15 protein-coding genes are annotated in these 18,521 nt (G+C 66.2%); 7 read left to right on the top strand and 8 right to left on the bottom strand.

Annotated elements, in window-relative coordinates:
- Positions 1-2 precede the first annotated feature (2 nt).
- From ACP153_RS15470 to ACP153_RS15455, 4 genes are all read left to right on the top strand, one after another.
- Complete coding sequence (locus tag ACP153_RS15470; RefSeq protein ID WP_424971914.1) at positions 3-626, top strand: queuosine precursor transporter; 624 nt, start codon at positions 3-5, stop codon at positions 624-626.
- Positions 627-986: 360 nt separating this feature from the next.
- Positions 987-1,409 carry an alternative ribosome rescue aminoacyl-tRNA hydrolase ArfB gene (gene arfB, locus ACP153_RS15465; RefSeq protein ID WP_424971913.1) on the top strand — a complete coding sequence of 141 codons (423 nt, stop codon included), beginning with the start codon at positions 987-989 and terminating at the stop codon, positions 1,407-1,409.
- Positions 1,406-2,671, top strand: coding sequence for an aspartate aminotransferase family protein (locus ACP153_RS15460; protein WP_424971912.1), 1,266 nt, complete (start codon positions 1,406-1,408; stop codon positions 2,669-2,671). Before arfB ends, ACP153_RS15460 begins: the two co-directional genes overlap by 4 nt.
- Entirely contained in the window at positions 2,659-3,618 is a 960-nt protein-coding gene (locus ACP153_RS15455; RefSeq protein ID WP_424971911.1) for a phosphotransferase enzyme family protein, read from the top strand. The genes ACP153_RS15460 and ACP153_RS15455 overlap by 13 nt, the downstream gene beginning before the upstream one ends.
- Here ACP153_RS15455 and pncB read toward each other — a convergent pair.
- The 3 genes from pncB to pncA all read right to left on the bottom strand — a co-directional run bounded on the left by pncB (position 3,608) and on the right by pncA (position 7,939).
- Complete coding sequence (gene pncB / locus ACP153_RS15450) at positions 3,608-4,900, bottom strand: nicotinate phosphoribosyltransferase (protein ID WP_424971910.1); 1,293 nt, start codon at positions 4,898-4,900, stop codon at positions 3,608-3,610. The genes ACP153_RS15455 and pncB overlap by 11 nt on opposite strands.
- An 84-nt stretch (positions 4,901-4,984) precedes the next feature.
- Positions 4,985-7,255, bottom strand: coding sequence for an ATP-binding protein (locus tag ACP153_RS15445; RefSeq protein WP_424971909.1), 2,271 nt, complete (start codon positions 7,253-7,255; stop codon positions 4,985-4,987).
- Positions 7,256-7,336: 81 nt separating this feature from the next.
- Positions 7,337-7,939 carry a bifunctional nicotinamidase/pyrazinamidase gene (gene pncA, locus ACP153_RS15440; RefSeq protein WP_424972055.1) on the bottom strand — a complete coding sequence of 201 codons (603 nt, stop codon included), beginning with the start codon at positions 7,937-7,939 and terminating at the stop codon, positions 7,337-7,339.
- 102 nt (positions 7,940-8,041) lie between these two features.
- Between pncA and ACP153_RS15435 the strand changes: the two genes are divergently transcribed.
- Positions 8,042-8,941, top strand: coding sequence for a rhodanese-related sulfurtransferase (locus tag ACP153_RS15435; protein WP_424971908.1), 900 nt, complete (start codon positions 8,042-8,044; stop codon positions 8,939-8,941).
- 39 nt (positions 8,942-8,980) lie between these two features.
- Positions 8,981-10,042, top strand: a complete 1,062-nt coding sequence (gene mnmH, locus ACP153_RS15430) for a tRNA 2-selenouridine(34) synthase MnmH (RefSeq protein ID WP_424971907.1) — start codon at positions 8,981-8,983, stop codon at positions 10,040-10,042.
- On the opposite strand, the gene selD is transcribed toward mnmH, so the two are convergent.
- Positions 10,039-12,177, bottom strand: a complete 2,139-nt coding sequence (gene selD, locus ACP153_RS15425; RefSeq protein ID WP_424971906.1) for a selenide, water dikinase SelD — start codon at positions 12,175-12,177, stop codon at positions 10,039-10,041. The two genes, mnmH and selD, sit on opposite strands and share 4 nt — an antisense overlap.
- A 93-nt stretch (positions 12,178-12,270) precedes the next feature.
- Between selD and ACP153_RS15420 the strand changes: the two genes are divergently transcribed.
- Entirely contained in the window at positions 12,271-13,749 is a 1,479-nt protein-coding gene (locus ACP153_RS15420) for a serine aminopeptidase domain-containing protein (protein ID WP_424971905.1), read from the top strand.
- A 9-nt stretch (positions 13,750-13,758) separates the two neighbouring features.
- On the opposite strand, the gene ACP153_RS15415 is transcribed toward ACP153_RS15420, so the two are convergent.
- Genes ACP153_RS15415 through ACP153_RS15400 form a run of 4 tightly spaced genes read right to left on the bottom strand, consistent with a single transcriptional unit; the run spans position 13,759 to position 18,430 of the window.
- Positions 13,759-14,319 carry a pyridoxamine 5'-phosphate oxidase family protein gene (locus ACP153_RS15415; RefSeq protein ID WP_424971904.1) on the bottom strand — a complete coding sequence of 187 codons (561 nt, stop codon included), beginning with the start codon at positions 14,317-14,319 and terminating at the stop codon, positions 13,759-13,761.
- A complete protein-coding gene (locus ACP153_RS15410; protein ID WP_424971903.1) occupies positions 14,312-15,382 on the bottom strand; it encodes a lipocalin-like domain-containing protein in 1,071 nt (356 codons plus the stop codon). Before ACP153_RS15410 ends, ACP153_RS15415 begins: the two co-directional genes overlap by 8 nt.
- Positions 15,372-17,774 carry an FtsX-like permease family protein gene (locus tag ACP153_RS15405; protein WP_424971902.1) on the bottom strand — a complete coding sequence of 801 codons (2,403 nt, stop codon included), beginning with the start codon at positions 17,772-17,774 and terminating at the stop codon, positions 15,372-15,374. Before ACP153_RS15405 ends, ACP153_RS15410 begins: the two co-directional genes overlap by 11 nt.
- A complete protein-coding gene (locus ACP153_RS15400; protein WP_424971901.1) occupies positions 17,774-18,430 on the bottom strand; it encodes an ABC transporter ATP-binding protein in 657 nt (218 codons plus the stop codon). Before ACP153_RS15400 ends, ACP153_RS15405 begins: the two co-directional genes overlap by 1 nt.
- Positions 18,431-18,521: the final 91 nt, after the last annotated feature.

Raw genomic sequence — 18,521 nt, 5'->3', positions numbered from 1 at the left:
ACATGACCCGCATCCACCTGCCCGGCATCCTTGCCATGGCGGCCATTGTCGTCGCCTCCAATATCCTCGTGCAATTCCTCTTCGGCCAATGGCTGACCTGGGGCGCGTTTACTTATCCGCTCGCCTTTCTCGTCACCGATCTGATGAACCGGATCTACGGCACCGCCGCCGCGCGCCGCGTCGTGGTGATCGGGTTCGCTGTGGGCGTGATCTGCTCCCTGATCGGCAGCCAGATCCATGGGGAGTTCGGCCCCCTCGTCACCCTGCGGATCGCGATCGGCTCGGGCCTCGCCTTCCTGACGGCGCAATTGGTGGATATCGCGGTGTTCGACAAGCTGCGCAGCGGCGCCTGGTGGCGCGCGCCCCTGGCCTCGACGCTTGTTGGCTCCTCCCTCGACACGGCGATCTTCTTCACCATCGCGTTTTCCGCGAGCCTGACCATGATCGAACCCGGCAATGACGTCTCCTGGGCTGGCGAAGCGCTGCCGCTTCTGGGCATCGGACCGGTCGTGCCGCTCTGGGTGTCGCTCGCGGTGGCCGACTGGATGGTCAAGCTGAGCCTCGCTCTGCTCGCCCTCATCCCCTTCCGCCTCATTTTGCGGCAGGTCCGCCCAAACCTAGCATAAAAGGTTTTGACAAACACAAAATCTGTGGCAGCATCTCCTTAGGTTCAACAATCGAAAGGAGGTGATCCAGTGTCTAAAAAGGTATTGGAGAGAGGTGTCGGGACAACTGGAGTGGCGCGCTTCTGAGGCAGCCCTTGGCGGTGATGACCGCTCCAGCGGATCGGTTGCATTGCAACGCATCTAACCGACCCCACCTCCGAAACTTTCGGCTGGGCCGCCCCGAACCGGGCGGCCCTTTCGTTGTCTTGAGGGCTGATTTTCGCCCGTGGCCCAATCCTGCGCTGTCGAGCCCGGGAAACTCCTCGCCTGAGACGGCGCGCTTGTGTATCACCATGGGACAAGCGACCGAGACAGCACCCCATGTTGCAGATCAGCGAGACCATCACCTTGCAGGACTGGGAGATGACGGAGACTTTCATCCGATCCTCCGGGCCGGGCGGTCAGAACGTCAACAAGGTCTCGACGGCGGTCGAGCTTCGGTTCGAGGCCGCGCGCAGCCCGAACCTCCCCGATCCGGTGAAAGCGCGGCTCAAGCGGCTCGCCGGACGGCGCTGGACAAAGGACGGCGCGCTGATCCTGCAGGTGGACGACACGCGCAGTCAGGCCCGCAACCGCGAGATCGCGCGGGAGCGTCTCGCGGCACTGATCCGCGATGCCCTGAAACGGCCGACCCGGCGCATTCCAACCAAACCGACCCTCGGCTCGAAACGTCGGCGGCTCGACGCCAAGACCCAGCGCGGGCAGATCAAGGCGCTCCGCGGACGCGTGCAGGACCGCGAATGACAGACCTGCTGGAGCGCCGCGCGCGGCTGATGGGGCCAAACGTCCCGACTTTCTACGACCCGCCCCTGCATATCGTGCGCGGCGAGGGGGTCTGGCTCTGGGATGCGCGCGGGCGGCGCTATCTCGACTGCTACAACAACGTGCCCCATGTGGGCCATTGCCACCCCCATGTGGTCGCCGCGATCGCGCGCCAGGCGGGCGTGCTGAACACGCATACGCGCTATCTGCATGACGGAGTGCTGAACTATATCGAGCGGCTCACGGGCAAGATGGGCCACGGGCTGGATCAGGCGATCATGGTTTGCACCGGGTCCGAGGCGGTCGATGTGGCCCTCCGCATGGCCCAGGCGGCGACCGGTGCGCGCGGGTTGATCGCAACGGATAACACCTATCACGGCAACACCACCGCAGTTTCGCAGCTGAGCACGCGACGCCCGCCGATCGGGGGCTATCCCGACCATGTCCGACTGGTTCCTGCCCCCGATGCGCGCGTCCCGCTGGGCGGTAGCGCGGAGGCGCAGGCAGCGGCTTTCGGCGCAGAGATCGCGCAGGCCATAGCCGATCTGGAGGCCCGCGGGCATGGGGTTGCCGCCCTGATCCTCTGCCCGATTTTTGCCAATGAGGGCCTGCCCTGCTTGCCCAAAGGCTTCCTCGACCCGGCGCTCAAGGCGCTGCGCGGCTCGGGCGGCCTGGTGATCGCCGATGAGATCCAGCCGGGCTTCGGACGTCTCGGCGACGTGTTCTGGGGGTATGAGGCGCTGGGGTTTGCCCCGGATATCGTCACCCTCGGCAAGTCCATGGGCAACGGGCATCCGGTTGCAGCAACCATCGCCCGTTCCGAGATCATGACTGCCTTTCGCGAGGCGTTTGGCTATTTCAACACCTTCGGTGGCAACCCGGTTTCCATGGCGGCTGCGGACGCGGTGCTCGACGTGATCGAAGGCGAAGGTCTGGTCGAGAACGCGGACCGGGTTGGCGCCTATACGCTGGATCGGCTCAAGGGGCTGACCCACCCGGGCATCGCCGATATCCGGGGGCGTGGTCTGGCCTTCGCAATCGAGTTGGTCGATGAGACCGGTGCGCCGAACCCGGCTCTGGCCGCGGCCATCACCGAAGAGGCGAAACAGCGCTGCGTGCTGATCAACCGGATCGGGCGAGAGATGCACATCCTGAAGATCCGCCCGCCCCTGCCCTTTGCACCCGAACATGCGGACCGGCTCGCGGACATTTTGCAAGCGAGTTTCGACACATGCCCGCATTAATCGCGACGGAGGCTCAGGCAGCTTGGGGCTGCATGGGCGAGCCTGAGTTGCTGAGCCACCGGGAGAACGCTGTTTTCGCGGTGACGTTGCCCGATGGCGCACGCGCCGCTCTGCGCGTGCACCGGGTGGGCTACAAGACAACGGCGGAAATCGCGGCGGAGCTCGCGCTCTGCGATGCCCTTGCCGCGACAGGGTTTCCGTGCCCGCGAGGGCACCGGACAAAAGACGGTGAATGGCTTTGGCAGGGGCCCGGATCAGCGGTAGCCAGCCTGATTTCCTGGGTGAACGGGGACGCACTCGGGCAAGGGGACGCCCCCTTGCCGCCCAATGCATTGGACCTCTACGAGAAGCTCGGCGCGGCCCTCGCCAGCCTGCACGCGGCATTGCCCCAAGGCCCGCTCACGGCCCAGCGCCCGGCCTGGGATCTGGACGGATTGACCGGGACGGATCCGATCTGGGGTCGGTATTGGGAAAGCCCGATCCTGACAGAGGCGGAGATGTCATTGATCCTGCGGGCTCGGGATCTCGCGCGCGAGCGCTTGCTTGCCCTGCCGGATGCGGCGCTGGCTCCGCTCATCCATGGCGACGCACTGCGCGAAAACGTCCTGGTGACCCAAGATGGGCTTGCGCTGATCGATTTCGATGATTGCGGGCCCGGGTACCGGCTCTACGATGTTGCGACGGCTCTCACCCAGAGCCTTGATGACCCGTTGCTGCCGGATCTGCGCGATGCCGTGCTGCGCGGCTACGAGGTGGTCACGCCGCTCGGGGATGAGGAACGCGCCGCGCTGCCCCTGTTGTCGATGCTGCGCAGTTTCTGCGCCTTGGCTTGGGTGGTGCCGCGCTACCCGACCGGGCATCCGAAATCACCGCTTTACAAGGCCCGGGCCTTGCGCGCCGCCGAGGCCGTGCTCGCGGGCGAGGACTTCCTGAGCTTCAGACGATGACGTCGAGCGCTTCTTGCGCGCCCATGTCGAACACCCGCTTGTACCGGGCAATCTCGTCCTTCGGCCCCATGGCCTTGTTCGGATTGTCACTCAGCTTGACAGTCGGGCGACCATCCGCGGCCACGGCCTTGCAGACGAGCGAGAAGGGCGCGAGCCGGTCCCCGCTCACAAGCTTGCGAAAATCATTGGTCAGCAGCGTGCCCCAGCCGAAGGAGACCCGCACACGGCCGGTGAACTGCGCCTGCAATTCGGCGATCTTGTCCACATCGAGACCGTCGGAAAAGATGATGAGCTTGTCCCTTGGATCCTCACCGCGATCCCTCCACCAGGCGATGGCGCGCTCGGCGCCTGCCGCCGGATCCCCGCTGTCGATGCGAATGCCTGTCCAACCGGTCAGCCAATTCGGCGCCTCGCGCAGGAAGCTTTCGGTGCCATAGGTGTCGGGCAGAATGATCCGCAGGTTGCCCTCATGCTCTTCATGCCAATCGGCGAGCACCTGATAGGGGGCAGTCCGCAGCTCCGCATCGGTCTTGGCCAGCGCGGAGTAGACCATCGGCAGCTCATGGGCATTTGTCCCGATCGCCTCGACCTCGCGGCGCATGGCGATCAGGCAGTTGGAGGTGCCAACGAATTTCTCGCCCAACCCTTCGATCATCGCCTGCACGCAGCGGTCCTGCCACATGAAAGAGTGGCGCCGCCGCGTGCCGAAGTCCGCAAGACGGAGGTCGGGGATCTCGCGCAGCCGCTCGACCTTCTCCCATAGGCGGGTCATGGCGCGGGCATAGAGGACCTGCAATTCGAACTTGCCCATGTCGTGCAGGACCGCACGGGAGCGCAGCTCCATGAGAACCGAGAGGGCCGGGATCTCCCACAACATGACCTCGTGCCATTGACCCTCGAAGGTCAGCTCATACTGGCCGTCGCGCTTGGTGAGGTTATACGGAGGGAGTTTAAGCCCTTCGAACCACTCCATGAAATCCGAGCGGAACATCTGACGCTTGCCATAGAACATGTTGCCGCGCAGCCAGGTGGATTCTCCGCGGCTGAGGGAGAGTGAGCGGATGTGATCCAGCTGCTCGCGCAATTCGCCCTCATCGATCAGTTCGGCGAGACGGACATCTTTGGAGCGGTTGATTAGACTGAAGGTCACGCGGGTGTCCGGGCGGTTGCGGAACACGGATTGGCACATCAGCAGTTTGTAGAAATCGGTGTCGATCAGAGACCGAATGATCGGGTCGATCTTCCAATTGTGGTTGTAGACCCGTTCCGCGATATCGACCACGCATCTTCCTCCGCAAGCACGCCAAGTCACGACGAGCGGCGTCCAGAGCGGTGATACCCGATCTGTCCGCAGGACGCAAAGTTGCTAGAGGGCGGCGGTTTTCAGCGCAGTCGTGGCGCGATCCGTCTGGGATTGATCCGGTGCAAACTCCGCAATAGCGGCGAAGAGATCCCGGCGGCGGATCGGCTTGGTCAGAAAGCCATCCATCCCCGCTTCGAGGCAGCGGTCGCGATCAGAGGCGAAAGCATTGGCCGTCAGCGCGAGGATGGGCACGGCCGGCGCCGGTTCCAGCGCTTCGATCTCGCGGATCAAACGCGTGGCCTCGATTCCATCGCAGCGCGGCATGGACATATCCATTAGGATCAGGTCTGGCCCCTCGGAGCGGAACTTTTCAACTGCTTCGATCCCATCGACCGCGAAAATCAGACCCGGCTTGACCTTGTCCAGCAGCTTGCCCAGCAGCAGCCGGTTTGTCCGGTTGTCATCGGCCACCAAGATCCGGATATCCGCCGGAATTCCGGCGATCCCGGCCGTGGCCTTGCAGGTGGCGGCCTTATGCGCCGATGCGGCCGCTTGCGTGCGGAACCGCAAGGTGAAGCAGGAGCCTTGGCCCGGGGCCGAAGTCACATCGATATCGCCCCCCATCTGGCGCGCCAGTTGCCGCGAAATGGCCAACCCAAGGCCCGTTCCGCCAAAGTGACGTGTTGTGGCCCCGTCTGCCTGGGCGAAGGCCGCAAAGATATGCGCGAGCCGATCTTCGGGGATGCCGATCCCCGTATCCTGAACTGCGATGCGGATCTCGTCCCCTTGTGGCCCGGTCGCAATAGAGACCCGGGCGCTCACCCCGCCGGATTTGGTGAACTTGATCGCATTGCCCATGAGGTTGAGGAAGACCTGGCGCACCCGCCCGGGATCGCCCAGAAACTCATCGGCGGGCAAGTCGTCAAAGGTCAAGGACAGGGCCAACCCTTTTTCCTCGGCCAAGGGGTGAACCAGAGCCAAGGCGCCTTGCAACTGTGCGCGCAAATCGAAGGGGATCGTCTCGATCTCCATCTTGCCGGCCTCAAGCTTCGACAGATCCAGAATGTCATTGATGATCGTCAAAAGCGCCTCACCGGAGGACAGGATCGTCTGAACCGTCTCGCGCTGATCCTTCTGCAAGCTGCCGGAGAGCAGCACATCGGACATCCCGATAATCCCGTTGAGCGGTGTGCGGATCTCATGGCTGACCATGGCGAGGAATTGCGCCTTGGCGCGCGCCCCTTCTTCGGCTGCGGTTTTGGCATCCGCGAGCTCTTTTTCCCGTCGCTTGGCCTGGGTGATATCACGTTCGATCGCGACCTCGCCCTGCACGACGCCATCATCATCCACCATGGGCGTGATGTTGGTTTCGACCCAGATATCCTCGCCACTCTTGGTGCGATTGATCAGTTCCATCCGGACAGGCTCATGAATATCCCGCGCCTTGAAGATCGCGGCGATCGCCTCGGTATCGGTATTCGGCGAGTTCAAGAGGTCGGCGGGCAGCTGGCCCAAAGCCTCCTCCGCGGTGTAGCCCGACACCCGCGTAAAGCTCGCATTCGTGTACTCGATCCGCCCCTCTCGGTCCGTCACGATCACGCTGTCATTGGCATTGGCTGCGACCATGGCGAGCTGGCGCGCCTCCCGTGCCCGCGCCTCAAGGGTCTGGAAGGATTGATCCAGCATGTGCTGTCGTCGGATCAGATCCCGTTCCATCACGATCCGCTTGTTATGGCTGCGCAACACGAAGCGGATGAAGGTATAGGCCATGTAGCCCAGCATGAGCGTGGCGAGAAAATCAAAGATCAACTGCCCTTGACTGCCGCGTCCCGTGAGCCCATCCATCGCAAAAAGCGACGCAATTGCAAAGATATAGACAACCAGCCGCGCCTCGGTCGCGCGGCGGTGGAAGGGATAGACAAGCCCGGCATTGATTACTGCGCCACACATATAGACCACAGCAAAAAACCGGGCCTCCGGGCCCGAGGTGGCACACCATCCAAGCCAGACACAGATCGAGATCGTCGTCGCCTGAACCGCAGCCGTCGCGATGGAGGCCTGTTGCGCCCGTCTTCCGTAGTTCCCACGGCGCACGAAGGCGCGCAGGGTGAAGCAATCTACCGCTTCGCCAAAAAGCGCCACCAGAAGCGCCGCGAATCCCAGCTGCGGGCTGACCAGAAATCCGAGAATCGCCGCCCCGATGAAGGTGAGCACCTGCCGACCGAGGAAGTAGGACAGACGGCCCCGCGCGTAGCTCGCGAAACGGCCATCCGCGCTGACGCGCTCCTCGAATTTCTGACGCGCATTCTGCGTCTCACGGGCAGGTAGAAACATGGGCTCCGCCGTTCAGGGCGTTCTTGAGCCTTCTTCTTCCCAAACAACAGTTAACAATTCCTGCATGGGAGCCTCGTGATGTCAGCCCTCGGAGAGGATCACCCCCGCTGCCCGCATGGCGTCTCGCGCAGCCGCCAGCGAGCCATCAAGATCAATCGCCCGGCAGAGATCGAGCCGCACGGCAGTTGCAAACCCGAGCCGCGCCGCATCAAGCGCCGAGTATTGCACGCAAAAATCGGTGGCGAGCCCGACCATGGTCAGCTCCGTGATCTCACGGCTGCGCAGGTAACCCTCGAGCCCCGTGGGGGTCTTGTGATCATTCTCGAAAAAGGCCGAATAGCTGTCGATCGCCGGCCGAAACCCCTTGCGCACGACCATCTGGCCCGCATCCACCGCGAGATCCGGATGGAACCCCGCCCCGGCACTGCCCTGAATGCAATGATCCGGCCAGAGAACCTGCGGCCCGTAGGGCATCTCGGTCAGGGAGAACGGCTCTGCGCCGGGATGACGGCTCGCAAAGGAGCTGTGCCCGGCCGGGTGCCAGTCCTGGGTCAGCACCACCGCGTCCGCCTCGGCCATCAACCCGTTGATCCCGGGCACAATCGCATCCCCCTCTGCGACCGCCAGCGCGCCTCCGGGACAGAAATCGTTCTGGACATCGATTACGATCAGCGCATGGGACATGGGGTTCTCCGAATTCAGCCGCATCCTGCGTAGAAAAGCCGCTGGGGTCCGTCAAGCCGCGGAGCTTGGCAAAGCCTCCTGCGGGGCGGTATAGCCCGCGCCATGTTTGTTGTGGCCGCCCTCTATCACTTTACCCGTTTTGAGACACCGGATGCCTTGCGTCCGGGGCTGCGCGCCGTGTGCGAAGCGGGCGGTGTAAAAGGTTCTCTGCTGCTGGCGCCCGAGGGGATCAACGGCACCATCGCAGGCCCGCGCGCCGGGATCGACGCGGCCCTCGCCGCCATCCGCGCCCTGCCCGGCTGCGAAGCGCTGGTCTGGAAGGAAAGCCACGCGCCCGAGATGCCCTTTGGCAAGTTGAAGGTCCGCCTGAAGCGCGAGATCGTAACCATGGGCCAGCCCCAGGTCGACCCGACCGCCGCCGTGGGACGCTATGTGGCCCCAGAAGACTGGAACGACCTGATCAGCGCCGAAGATGTGGTCGTGATCGACACGCGCAATGACTACGAGGTCGAGATCGGCACATTCCGCGGCGCGATCGACCCCAAAACCGAGAGCTTCCGCGATTTCCCCGCCTGGTGGGAGGAGAACAAGGCCCGCTTTGACAACAAGCGCGTGGCGATGTTCTGCACCGGGGGGATCCGCTGTGAGAAATCGACCAACTACCTTTTGGGCGAAGGGGTTCGGGACGTCTTTCACCTGCAGGGCGGGATCCTGAAATACCTCGAGGAGGTGCCGGAGGATCAAAGCCTCTGGGATGGCGAATGCTTTGTCTTCGACAAGCGTGTGAGCGTGGGCCATGGGCTGAAACCTGGCCCTTATGGCCTTTGCTATGCCTGCCGCCGCCCCTTGGCCGAGGATGCGAAATCCCATCCCGCCTATGAAGAGGGCGTGAGCTGCCCGCACTGCGTGGACGAGTATAGCGACGCCGACCGCACCCGCTTTCGCGAGCGTCAGAAACAGATCAAGCTGGCCCGCGCCCGGGGCGAAGAGCATCTGAGCTGAGGGCTTCCCGCGCTCGTCCCCCTGCGCTAGGAGGGCGGCATGGCCCTGACCCTGACCTCTCTGGCGACCCTGCAAGGCGCGGATTTCGACGAGATCATCGATGTGCGCTCGCCTGCCGAGTTTGCCGAGGACCATGTACCCGGGGCGGTCAGCCTGCCGGTGCTGTCCAATGCCGAACGCGCCGAAGTCGGTACCGTTTATGTTCAGGACAGCCCCTTTCGCGCCCGCAAGATGGGGGCGGCCATGGTTGCGCGCAACGCGGCAAGGCATCTGGAGACCCACCTCGCGAGCAAAGGCGGCGGCTATCGCCCGCTGGTCTATTGCTGGCGCGGGGGGCAACGCTCGGGCTCGTTCACCGGCATCCTGCAGCAGGTCGGCTGGCGCGCGGATGTCCTCAAAGGCGGGTATCAGAGCTATCGGCGGTTGGTGCAGACCGCGCTCTATGACGGGACGTTTCCCTGCCCGGTTTTGCTGCTCGACGGGGATACGGGCTCGGGCAAAACCGATCTTTTGAACCTGCTGCCGCAGGAGGGGTTTCAGGTCATCGATCTGGAGGGGTTGGCCCATCACCGGGGCTCGCTTCTGGGCGCCTATGCAGAGGAACAACCGGCCCAGAAAGGGTTCGAAAGCCGCCTCGCCGCCGCGATCACCGCGCTCGACCCAACGCGCCCGGTGGTGGTGGAGGCCGAGAGCTCCAAGATCGGGCGCATCAACCTGCCGCCCGCGATCTGGCAGGCGATGAAATCCGCACCCCGGCTGGTTCTGTCGGTGCCCCGCGCGGCCCGGGCGCGGTATCTGATGCGGAGCTATGGGGACCTGCTGGCGCAGCCCGCGGATCTGACCGAGCGGCTTGATCCGTTCCGCAAGCTCCACGGTCATGGTCAGGTCGAGGCGTGGCAAGCGCTGGTTGCCGAGCAGGCCTTTGAGCCCCTCGCCGACAGCCTCATGGAAGTCCATTACGACCCGCTCTATCGCCGGAACCGCAAGGCCAAGCCCGGCGCAGCGGCCGAGCTTGCGCTCGATGACGGGGCATTGGAGCCCGAGGCGATGGCGAACACCGCCGCCAAGGTGGCAGAGGCGTTGCGCGCGCTGAGCGCCTAGCCGGCCAGGCGGATCCCCGGGGCTTCGGTGATCTGGCCAATCTCGACCACGCCCGGCACATCCACCCCGGCAGGCAGCGCTGCCAGCAGCCCCCCCGCCGTCTGCGGATCAAAGAGGAGCTGTTGCCGCGCGGTCTGGTCCGGCAGATCCGGCACCAAGGCGCGGTTCTCAGGGTAAAGCGTCGAGCGGTGGCCTGCCGCCGCCAGCGCCTCGGCCCCGGCAAAGACCGGCACTGCCTCCAGCGACAGCGACGCGCCCACGCCGGAGGCCGCGCAAAGCCGCGCAAGATGTCCCGCCAGCCCGAACCCGGTCACATCGGTCATGGCATGGGCGTGCTGCGCCAGGGCCTGGGCCAGCTCCGCCTGCCCCTCGGCCAGCGTCGCCCAGAGCGCTGCGATATCCGCCCCCTCTGCCACGCCCTGCATCTCGGCCGCGAGCAGAACACCCGAACCGATCGGACGGCTCAGGACCAACCGGTCCCCGGGCTGCGCGCCTGCGAGCCCGATGGCCGCGCGCCCCTCTGGCAAGAGACCCGTCACCGTGAAGCCAAGGGTCAGTTCAGCCCCGATACCCGTGTGTCCCCCGACCAGATCCGCCCCCACGGCGCGCACGCCCGTCTGCGCTGCGGCAGTGATCTCGGCCAGCATCCCCCGGTGCAGCTCGGGCGTGGCGCGGGGCAAGATGATCTGGGACAGGACCGCCTGCGGCGCGGCCCCCATGGCCCAGACATCGCCCAGCGCGTGCTGCAGCGCGATCCGGGTCATCAGGTAAGGATCCTCGACAAAGGCGCGGAGATGATCGGTCGAGATCACCTGCTGCCCGCCCCCATGGCGTAGAATGGCTGCGTCATCGCCAGGACCCGAGAGCGTGTCGGGATGCTGCGGCGCGGGCAGAGGGGCTAGGGCCGCGTCGAGCGCCGTAGCCCCGATCTTGGCGCCGCAGCCACCACAAAGCGGCTTGTCTCCGAGCGCTGCGCGCACATCCACCGCCACCTCTCGCGGCAGATCGGGGGCTCGCATCGCAGGCAGGTCGTGGAACTTCTCCATGAACTTGCGGTCGATCCGGTTCTTCAACCGCCAGAGCCACGCGCCCGAGCTGCGCATCCCGGCCTTGTCGGCAATCGCCGCCTTGCGCCCGGTGGAGATCAGCTTGAGGTAATCCTTTTGCGGGCTGTAGCGCTTGCGGGCCTTGCCGGTCAGATCCGCGCGCAGATTGGCCAGCAGGATCGGCGCCTGCCGCACCGCATAGACCCCGGCCTTGGGGCGCGGGGCAAAGCCCATATGGGCGCAATCGCCCGTGGCGTAGATCCGATCGTCCGACAGACTGCGGAGCTGGTTGTCCACGGCGATGAACCCGTTCACCAGCGCGAGCCCCGTCTCAGCCAGCCATCCCTGAGGCCGCGCACCGGTCGCGCCGATCACCACATCCGCGCGCAGCGCCCGGCCATCCTCGAGCGCCACATGGTCCGCCGCGATCCGGGCCGCGCGGGCGTTGAGCTCCACGGCGATGCCTTGGGCGGCAAGCTCATCTGCCAGCGCGTCGCGCGTGTGGGGGGTCATACCGGCGAGGATATCCAGCCCGGCCTCCACCACCGTGACGCGCGCCTCCGCGCCCAACCGGTGGGCACAGGCCATGGCGAGTTCCACCCCCGCCACCCCGGCGCCCAGGACGACCACATGGGGCTCGGTCGGCGGGTTGGCGGCGAACGTCTCCCAGTGATCGGCAAACCGCCCGAGCGGCTTGGCAGCCAGCGCGTGCTCGGAGAACCCGGGCAGGTCCGGCAAGCGGGAGGTCACCCCGATATCCAGCGCCGCAATGTCATAGCGCACCGGCGCGCGGCCCGGCACATGGATTTCGCGCGTGGCCATATCCAGCCCTTCGGCCCGCCCGAGGATCAAACGCGCCCCGGCGAAGCGCGCGAGCTTCACCAGATCGATCTCCAGATCCTGCCGCGCGTAATGCCCGGCGATATGCCCGGGCAGCATCCCGGAATAGGGCGCGCTCGGGTGCGGGTCGATCAGGGTCAGGCGCACCCCCGGCAGCGGGGTCATCCCCCATTGGCGCAGCACCAGCGCATGGGTATGCCCGCCACCGATCAGAACCAGATCACGGGTCAGGGGAAGAGGGCTTTGCATGCGGGCGGGCTCCACTACATTGTCGCGCCAAGGCGTAGCAGCCTCTCCGCGCGCGGGCGAGGGGCCGAGGTGCCGCAAGAAAGGATCCTCACGATGATGTGGTTGCGCTGGCTGGTTCTGGTCCTGTCGGTTTGCTCGATTGCGCTGGCCGTCTGGCGGCTGGAAGGGGCGCGCGCGGGGCTCGAGATCTCGCGGGATACGGTCGGGCAGACCCCAGTGACCGTCTATCGCGCGCCTGAGGCCGCGCCGGCCCCGGCGGTGGTGATCGCCCATGGCTTTGCCGGGTCCCGCCAGTTAATGGAGGCTTTTGCCCTGACGCTTGCCCGGGCGGGCTATGTGGCGGTGAGCTTTGATTTCGAGGGCCATGGCCGCAACCCGGTGCCCATGTCCGGGGATGTGACGCGGATCGATGGAACGACACAGCTTCTGATGTCGGAGACCGGGCGCGTGACGGATTACGCGCTATCCCTGCCCGGGGTGGATGGGCGCGTGGCGCTGCTTGGGCATTCCATGGCCTCGGATGTGATCGTGCGTCAGACGCTGGCCGATCCGCGGGTCTCGGCCACGGTCGCGATCTCGATGTTCAGTCAGGCCGTCTCGGCGACGGAGCCCACGCGGTTACTCGCCATCACCGGCGCATGGGAGGCAGCCCTACGGGCCGAGGCCCTGCGCGTGCTGCGCCTCGTGGATCCAGTAGCCGAGGAGGGGGAGACCGCGCAGACGGACACCGTGATCCGCAGGGCGGCGGTCGCCCCGAATGTGGAGCATGTGGGCGTGCTCTATGCCGCCACGAGCCTGCGGGAGGCGCGGGATTGGCTGGACGCAGCCTATGAGCGCCGCTCGGAGAGTGCGCTGGCCACCACGGGCGGGTGGATCGCGCTGCTGCTCGCGGGGCTCGTAGGGTTGGCCTGGCCCCTGTCGCGGCTCGCGCCACGGGGGCACACGCTGCCCGCCCCCCTGCCCCGGCGGGATTACTGGATGGCGCTGGGGGCGGCGAGTCTGATCACACCGCTGGCCCTTTGGCCGGTGGAGTTGCACATCCTGCCCGTGCTGGTAGCGGACTACCTCGCGCTGCACCTGCTGGTCTTCGGCGCTCTGGCAGGCGCGGTTCTCTGGCTCCGGGGCCACCGGCCCGGCGGGTGGCAGATCTGGGTCGGCCTTGCCCTGCTCCTCTATGGGATCGCCGTGTTCGGCGGCGCGCTGGACCGCTATGTCGCCTCCTTCATGCCCCATGCGGGACGGCTGGTGATCATCCTCGCCATCGCCCTCGGCGCGGTGGCTTACATGCTCGCCGATACCTGGCTCAGCGGGGCGGGTACGGCAGCGCTCTGGCGGCGGATCGTGGCCAAGCTGGGCTTCTTCCTGTCGCTGGGCATCGCGGTCGCGCTGGACCTGGAAGGGTTGTTCTTCCTGCTGATCATCCTGCCGGTGATCGTGCTCTATTTCGTGGTGTTCGGCACCATGGGCGCCTGGCTCGGGCGGCGCACGGGTGCTGTCGGCAGCATTGGCGTTGCCCTCGGCCTGATCCTCGCCTGGTCGCTGGGCGTCAGCTTCCCGATGTTCGCCCTCTGAGCGGCCTGCTCAGGGCGCGCACCAGGCCCCCGCCCACGCGTTATCTCGCTGAAACCGGGCGCGGCGGTGCATCTCGCGGCCCAGATGCAGAGTTTCGATTTCGGAGATCGCAAAGCGCAGAACAGCAAGATCCGCCGGGTCCGGGCGGATACCAAACGCCGAGGGATGCGCAAGCAACATTCCCGGAGCAGGCACGCCGCCATAGACCCGGCGGGCGGTCTCAGACATCGACTGCCACAAGGGCAAAACCTCTGATCCGCTGGCTATAGTGCCTAGCGATTTAATACGTACCTGTAAATCAGCTTTTGGCAGCCAGGCGCAAATTGTTACCGACGGACATGATTCTAAGTCTTTGACTTTCTTTGATCTCCGATCGGTATAGACCTCCAGTGCTCCAGCGCTACGTGTGGCGGAACGGAGCACCACAACCCGCGCATCCGGGGCGCCGTCCACCCCGACCGTGGCCATGACCGGAGTGCGCAGCGGGCTTTTGGGATCGCGGATCGCCCGGCCCAGAAGCTGCCAGACCTGGTCAAGCGTGCTGTCCAATTCTGTGTACCAATCACTCATATCCGGTCATCTCCAGATAGCCTTTGCCCCGGTGGCTGCCCTCAAACCGGATGGGCCCTTCCCAATAGGGAAAGAGCGTGTCCATCCAGCTTTGGGCGTTCAACGGACGGGTGACGATGTCGAGCCCGCGGCTCGGGATCTGCACCTGCCACTCCGTCGGCACCTGACGACCAGCGACCTCCGTCCGAGCACGCTCAGTGACCTGAAAGGCCCCATTGGGCAGGGGGTCAGGGCTGCCATCCGCCGCGATCCAGGTCGCGGCCGTGTAATCCGCCCCAGCCGCGTCACGCAGACGGAAGCCCATGACCTTCTCTCCGCTCTCAAGGTGGAGCGAGAACCAATCCCAGCCGGTTTGCCCCTCATCCAGGGGCTGGCTCGACCATTCCCGGTCAAGCCAGGCGGAGCCTGTCACCGCCACCGGACCCTCGGGCAATGTCAGCGTGCCCGTGAGCTGGTAGAAGGGTTGCGAATAGTAATAGCTCGCCTGCCCACTGTCGGATTTCACCGAAAAGCCGCATGCCCCCTGGGGCACCAGCGGCCCGTCTGCGGTCAGCCCGAGATCATAGGCGAAGTCCACCCCAGACGCGGTGAGGCGCAGGGCCGAGATCGCGTCGGCGCCCACGGACGCGGTTCCGGTCATCTGCCAATCGTCGATCCAGGCCGCGAAGGGCGCGGCCGTGACCCCGGCCTGTCCCGTGCCATCCCGGGCGAAGCGCTCGGCCACGAAATGCTGGTCAGGCGTGGTCAGCCCCGCATGCCCCATCCAGATCTGCGGGCTGTCCCAGCCTTCCGTCCGTCGCGGCTCCAGCGCCGAGCGAAAGAGGGTCCATTGCAGCCCGTAATCGCGCCCATCCGCACCTTGCAAGTTCGCCGTCAGATACCACCACTCGATCCGGTAGTCGGGGTGGGGTCCATGATCTTGGGGGAACTCGAAGACCGGGTCGGGCACAGGTTGGGAAAAGCCATCCGCCGTGCTGGTCCCGAGCCCTGCGAACCCTTGGGCGAGTACCGCGACGGGTGTGCAGATGCTCGCGAGGCAGAGGCACAATGCTTTAGCGTTCATTGGCAAACACCTTCAAAAGTTCCGAGGGCGCTGTCGTTGCCAACCGCATCACGGGCCAGGCCGAGGCCAGCAATGCCGCCGCCAACGCCAGCACCGCAAGCCGTAGCCAATCGGCGGGGAAGAGATGCATGGGCAATCGCCAGCCAAACGCCTCCACATTCACCACCGCAAGCAGGGCCCAGGCGAGGACCAGACCGACCGGCAAGGCCAGAGCCGCCGTGAGAGCGGCGAGCAGCGCTGCGCGCAACAGCTCCATCCGCGCGAGTCGTTTCCGCGTCAGGCCCAGCGCCCAGACGGGCGCGAGCTGCGGCACCCGCATCCGCGCAAGGGTCAGCAGGCTGGTGAGCATGGCAATCGCGGCCACCCCGAGGGTCAGCACGTTCAGCGCGGCTGTCACCGTGAAGGTCCGCTCAAACACCGCGAGCGAGATCGCCTTGACCGTCGCCTGATCGATCATCGTGCTCGCGGGCAAGCCGAACTCGGTCTGAAGCGCGGTCATCACGGCCTCGGTCTCCTCCGGGGGCAGGCGCACGGCGTAGCGCAGCTGGGCCGCCTGCGGGAACTGGGTTTCGAACCGGCTGAGCCCGATCATCACCTGCCCTTGCGGGTTGCCATAGTCGGAATAAACCCCAGCAATTTCGGCCTCCCAGGGCCCAGGCAGGGTGATCCGGTCGCCAGGACGCAGGCCTTCGCGGCGCGACAGCTGCTCGTTGATCAGGATGCCCGACCCGTCTGCGACCCGGTCCCAAACCCCCGGCAGGGCCGTCAGCAGGGGCCAGTTGTCGCGATAGGTGGCGTGATCCGCGACGCCAAAGATCTCTCCCGGACCGCCGGGCAAGGCGGCCTCGACGCTCCAGATCGGCAAAAGAGCCGTGCTGCGCGGGGCGAGAAAGGCGCGGAGCTCCGCCGCTTCGGTCTCGGAGCGCGCGGTCACATAGAGCTCGGAGGCGAGCCGCTGGTCGAGCCAGCCCGTAAAAGTCAGACGGAAACTGCCCACCATGGTGCCCACGCCGATATTGGCCGAGAGCGCGAGCAAAAGCGCCATGAGCGCGAGGGACAGGCCCGGCAATTGCTGCCGTGTATCGGCCCAGAACCATTGGCCCAGCGCGGACCGCGCCGACCGCGCCCCGACCCCCAGCACACCCGAGAGCAGCACGGGCAGGGCCAGCGCCGCCCCGAGCAGCAGGAGCGCCAGCATGGCAAAGGCCGCCACGAGCCCCTGCCCCGCGAAGAGCAGAACAAGCCCCAGCACGATCATCCCCGCCGCCAGACCGCCCTGCACCCGCATGGACCGGGCCGAGGCGCGCGCCCAGGCCCGGGGCTGGGCCGGGGCCAGCACGGGCAGATGCCAGAGCCGCCACAGGCTCTGGGCCGCTGCTGCAATCGCGCCGAGAACCGAGATGGCCAGTCCGGCAATCCACCAGCTTGGGCGCAGGCTGAGGGCGCCATCCACGCTCGCCCCGTAGAGCCCTTGCAGAGTCGCGGCCACATCCGGCAAGAGCGCTGCCGCGATGGCATAGCCCAACGCGACCCCGATCACCCCGGCCACGAGAGACAGCGCCAGCACCTCCGCCGCGAGCAGGCTGACCAGCATCCGCGCCGGCACGCCCAGCGCGCGCAGGGTGCGGAAGGTCGGGCGCCGCTGTTCGAAGGCCAGCCCGATCGCCGCATGGACGATAAAAAGACCGACCGCGAAGGACAGAAACCCGAAGGCCGTCAGGTTCAGATGAAAGCTATCCGTCAGCCGCGCGACATCGCCGCGATCTTCGGGCGTGGCCTCCTGCAGTTCGGGCGCGATTTCGGCGAGCGGGCGGCGAGTGAGAGGTTGCTCGGCCCAGACCAGCAAGCGGGAGACTTGACCGGGGCGATCGAGCACCCGCTGCGCCTGTCCCACATCCATCATCAGGGTCCCGGCTGGCAGGCTGGCGGCCACGCGGACCTCCTGCCCTTCGAAACGGGGACCGAGCTGCGCGGCCAGTTCCGGCGGCACATAGGCGCGGCCCGAGAAGAACGCGATCAGGTCCTCCGGCGCGCTGAGATCGACCATTTGGGCCTGGGGTGGGGCGGTGATCGGGTCGATCCCCAGCACCCGGATCACCCCGAGATCGCGCGTGATCCGCCCCTCCAGCACAGGCGACACGCCCCACCCCGCGCGGCGCAGGGCGATATAGGTCGTCTCGGGGATCGGGCCCGAGGGATCCACGAGCTGGTTCAGCTCATCCTGACCGAGCGCGGCAGCCGCGGTGGCATAGCTCGACCGCGCCTCTGCGTTGATCGCCTGCACCCCGGACCAGAGCGCCGTGGCCAGCGCCAGCCCGAGGATCAGGGTCAGGAACTGACCGGGATGACGCCGCCAATGGGCCATCATCCCCCACAGGGCCGTGCGCCGCATCAGGCCGCCTGCCCGCGCCGCAGATGGACCCGGCGCGCCATACGGTCGGCCAGCCGCTCGGAATGGGTGACCATCAAAAGGGCGGCTTCGGTTTCCGCGACAAGCTCCAGCATCAGCGCCAGCACCGTATCCGCCGTCGCCTCGTCCAGGTTCCCCGTGGGCTCATCAGCCAGAAGCAGCGCCGGGCGCGTGGCCATGGCGCGCCCGATCGCAACGCGCTGCTGCTGCCCGCCAGAGAGCTGCTCGGGATAGCGTCGCAAATAGGGGGTCAGGCCCAACCGCTCGGCCAGCACAGCCTGCCAGTCCGGATCATGGCGCCCGGCGAGCCGCGCCTGAAACGACAGGTTCGCCGCCACATCCAGCGCCGGGATCAGGTTGAACTGCTGAAACACCACTCCGACCGTCTCGCGCCGCAGAGTGGCGCGGGCGGCATCATCCATGCGGGCCACATCCTCTCCGGCCACCTCGATCACGCCCGCATCGGCCGTGTCGAGCCCACCCACCAGATGCAAAAGCGTGCTCTTGCCCGACCCGCTCTCGCCAGTCAGGGCAAGGGTCTCGCCCGCGTTCAGACCCAGATCGATACCGCGCAAAACCGGCAGGGGACCATCGGTAGTCTCATAGGATTTCGTGACACCGCGCAGTTGCAAGACCATGGGGGGTTTCTCCTTCCTCGGCCTACCTAGAGCGCGGGCGTCGCTTGTCCCCCGGAGAGCCCGCGCGCGCCCCTGATGGCGACCACGCGCC

It is taken from the genome of Dinoroseobacter sp. S76, from assembly GCF_049801095.1.
GTDB lineage: Bacteria > Pseudomonadota > Alphaproteobacteria > Rhodobacterales > Rhodobacteraceae > Dinoroseobacter.
Note: the sequence above shows the minus strand (reverse complement) of the source record. Positions and strands in the feature narration are given on the sequence as shown.

Bases quoted from the DNA above. Each gene is read 5' to 3' on its own strand.
- ACP153_RS15405 (WP_424971902.1), bottom strand. From the start codon at position 17,774: ATGCGGCGCACGGCCCTGTGGGGGATGATGGCCCATTGGCGGCGTCAT.
- ACP153_RS15415 (WP_424971904.1), bottom strand. From the start codon at position 14,319: ATGAGTGATTGGTACACAGAATTGGACAGCACGCTTGACCAGGTCTGG.
- arfB (WP_424971913.1), top strand. From the start codon at position 987: ATGTTGCAGATCAGCGAGACCATCACCTTGCAGGACTGGGAGATGACG.
- pncA (WP_424972055.1), bottom strand. From the start codon at position 7,939: ATGTCCCATGCGCTGATCGTAATCGATGTCCAGAACGATTTCTGTCCC.
- selD (WP_424971906.1), bottom strand. From the start codon at position 12,177: ATGCAAAGCCCTCTTCCCCTGACCCGTGATCTGGTTCTGATCGGTGGC.
- ACP153_RS15455 (WP_424971911.1), top strand. From the start codon at position 2,659: ATGCCCGCATTAATCGCGACGGAGGCTCAGGCAGCTTGGGGCTGCATG.
- ACP153_RS15445 (WP_424971909.1), bottom strand. From the start codon at position 7,255: ATGTTTCTACCTGCCCGTGAGACGCAGAATGCGCGTCAGAAATTCGAG.
- ACP153_RS15435 (WP_424971908.1), top strand. From the start codon at position 8,042: ATGTTTGTTGTGGCCGCCCTCTATCACTTTACCCGTTTTGAGACACCG.
- mnmH (WP_424971907.1), top strand. From the start codon at position 8,981: ATGGCCCTGACCCTGACCTCTCTGGCGACCCTGCAAGGCGCGGATTTC.
- ACP153_RS15410 (WP_424971903.1), bottom strand. From the start codon at position 15,382: ATGAACGCTAAAGCATTGTGCCTCTGCCTCGCGAGCATCTGCACACCC.
- ACP153_RS15420 (WP_424971905.1), top strand. From the start codon at position 12,271: ATGATGTGGTTGCGCTGGCTGGTTCTGGTCCTGTCGGTTTGCTCGATT.
- ACP153_RS15460 (WP_424971912.1), top strand. From the start codon at position 1,406: ATGACAGACCTGCTGGAGCGCCGCGCGCGGCTGATGGGGCCAAACGTC.
- ACP153_RS15400 (WP_424971901.1), bottom strand. From the start codon at position 18,430: ATGGTCTTGCAACTGCGCGGTGTCACGAAATCCTATGAGACTACCGAT.
- ACP153_RS15470 (WP_424971914.1), top strand. From the start codon at position 3: ATGACCCGCATCCACCTGCCCGGCATCCTTGCCATGGCGGCCATTGTC.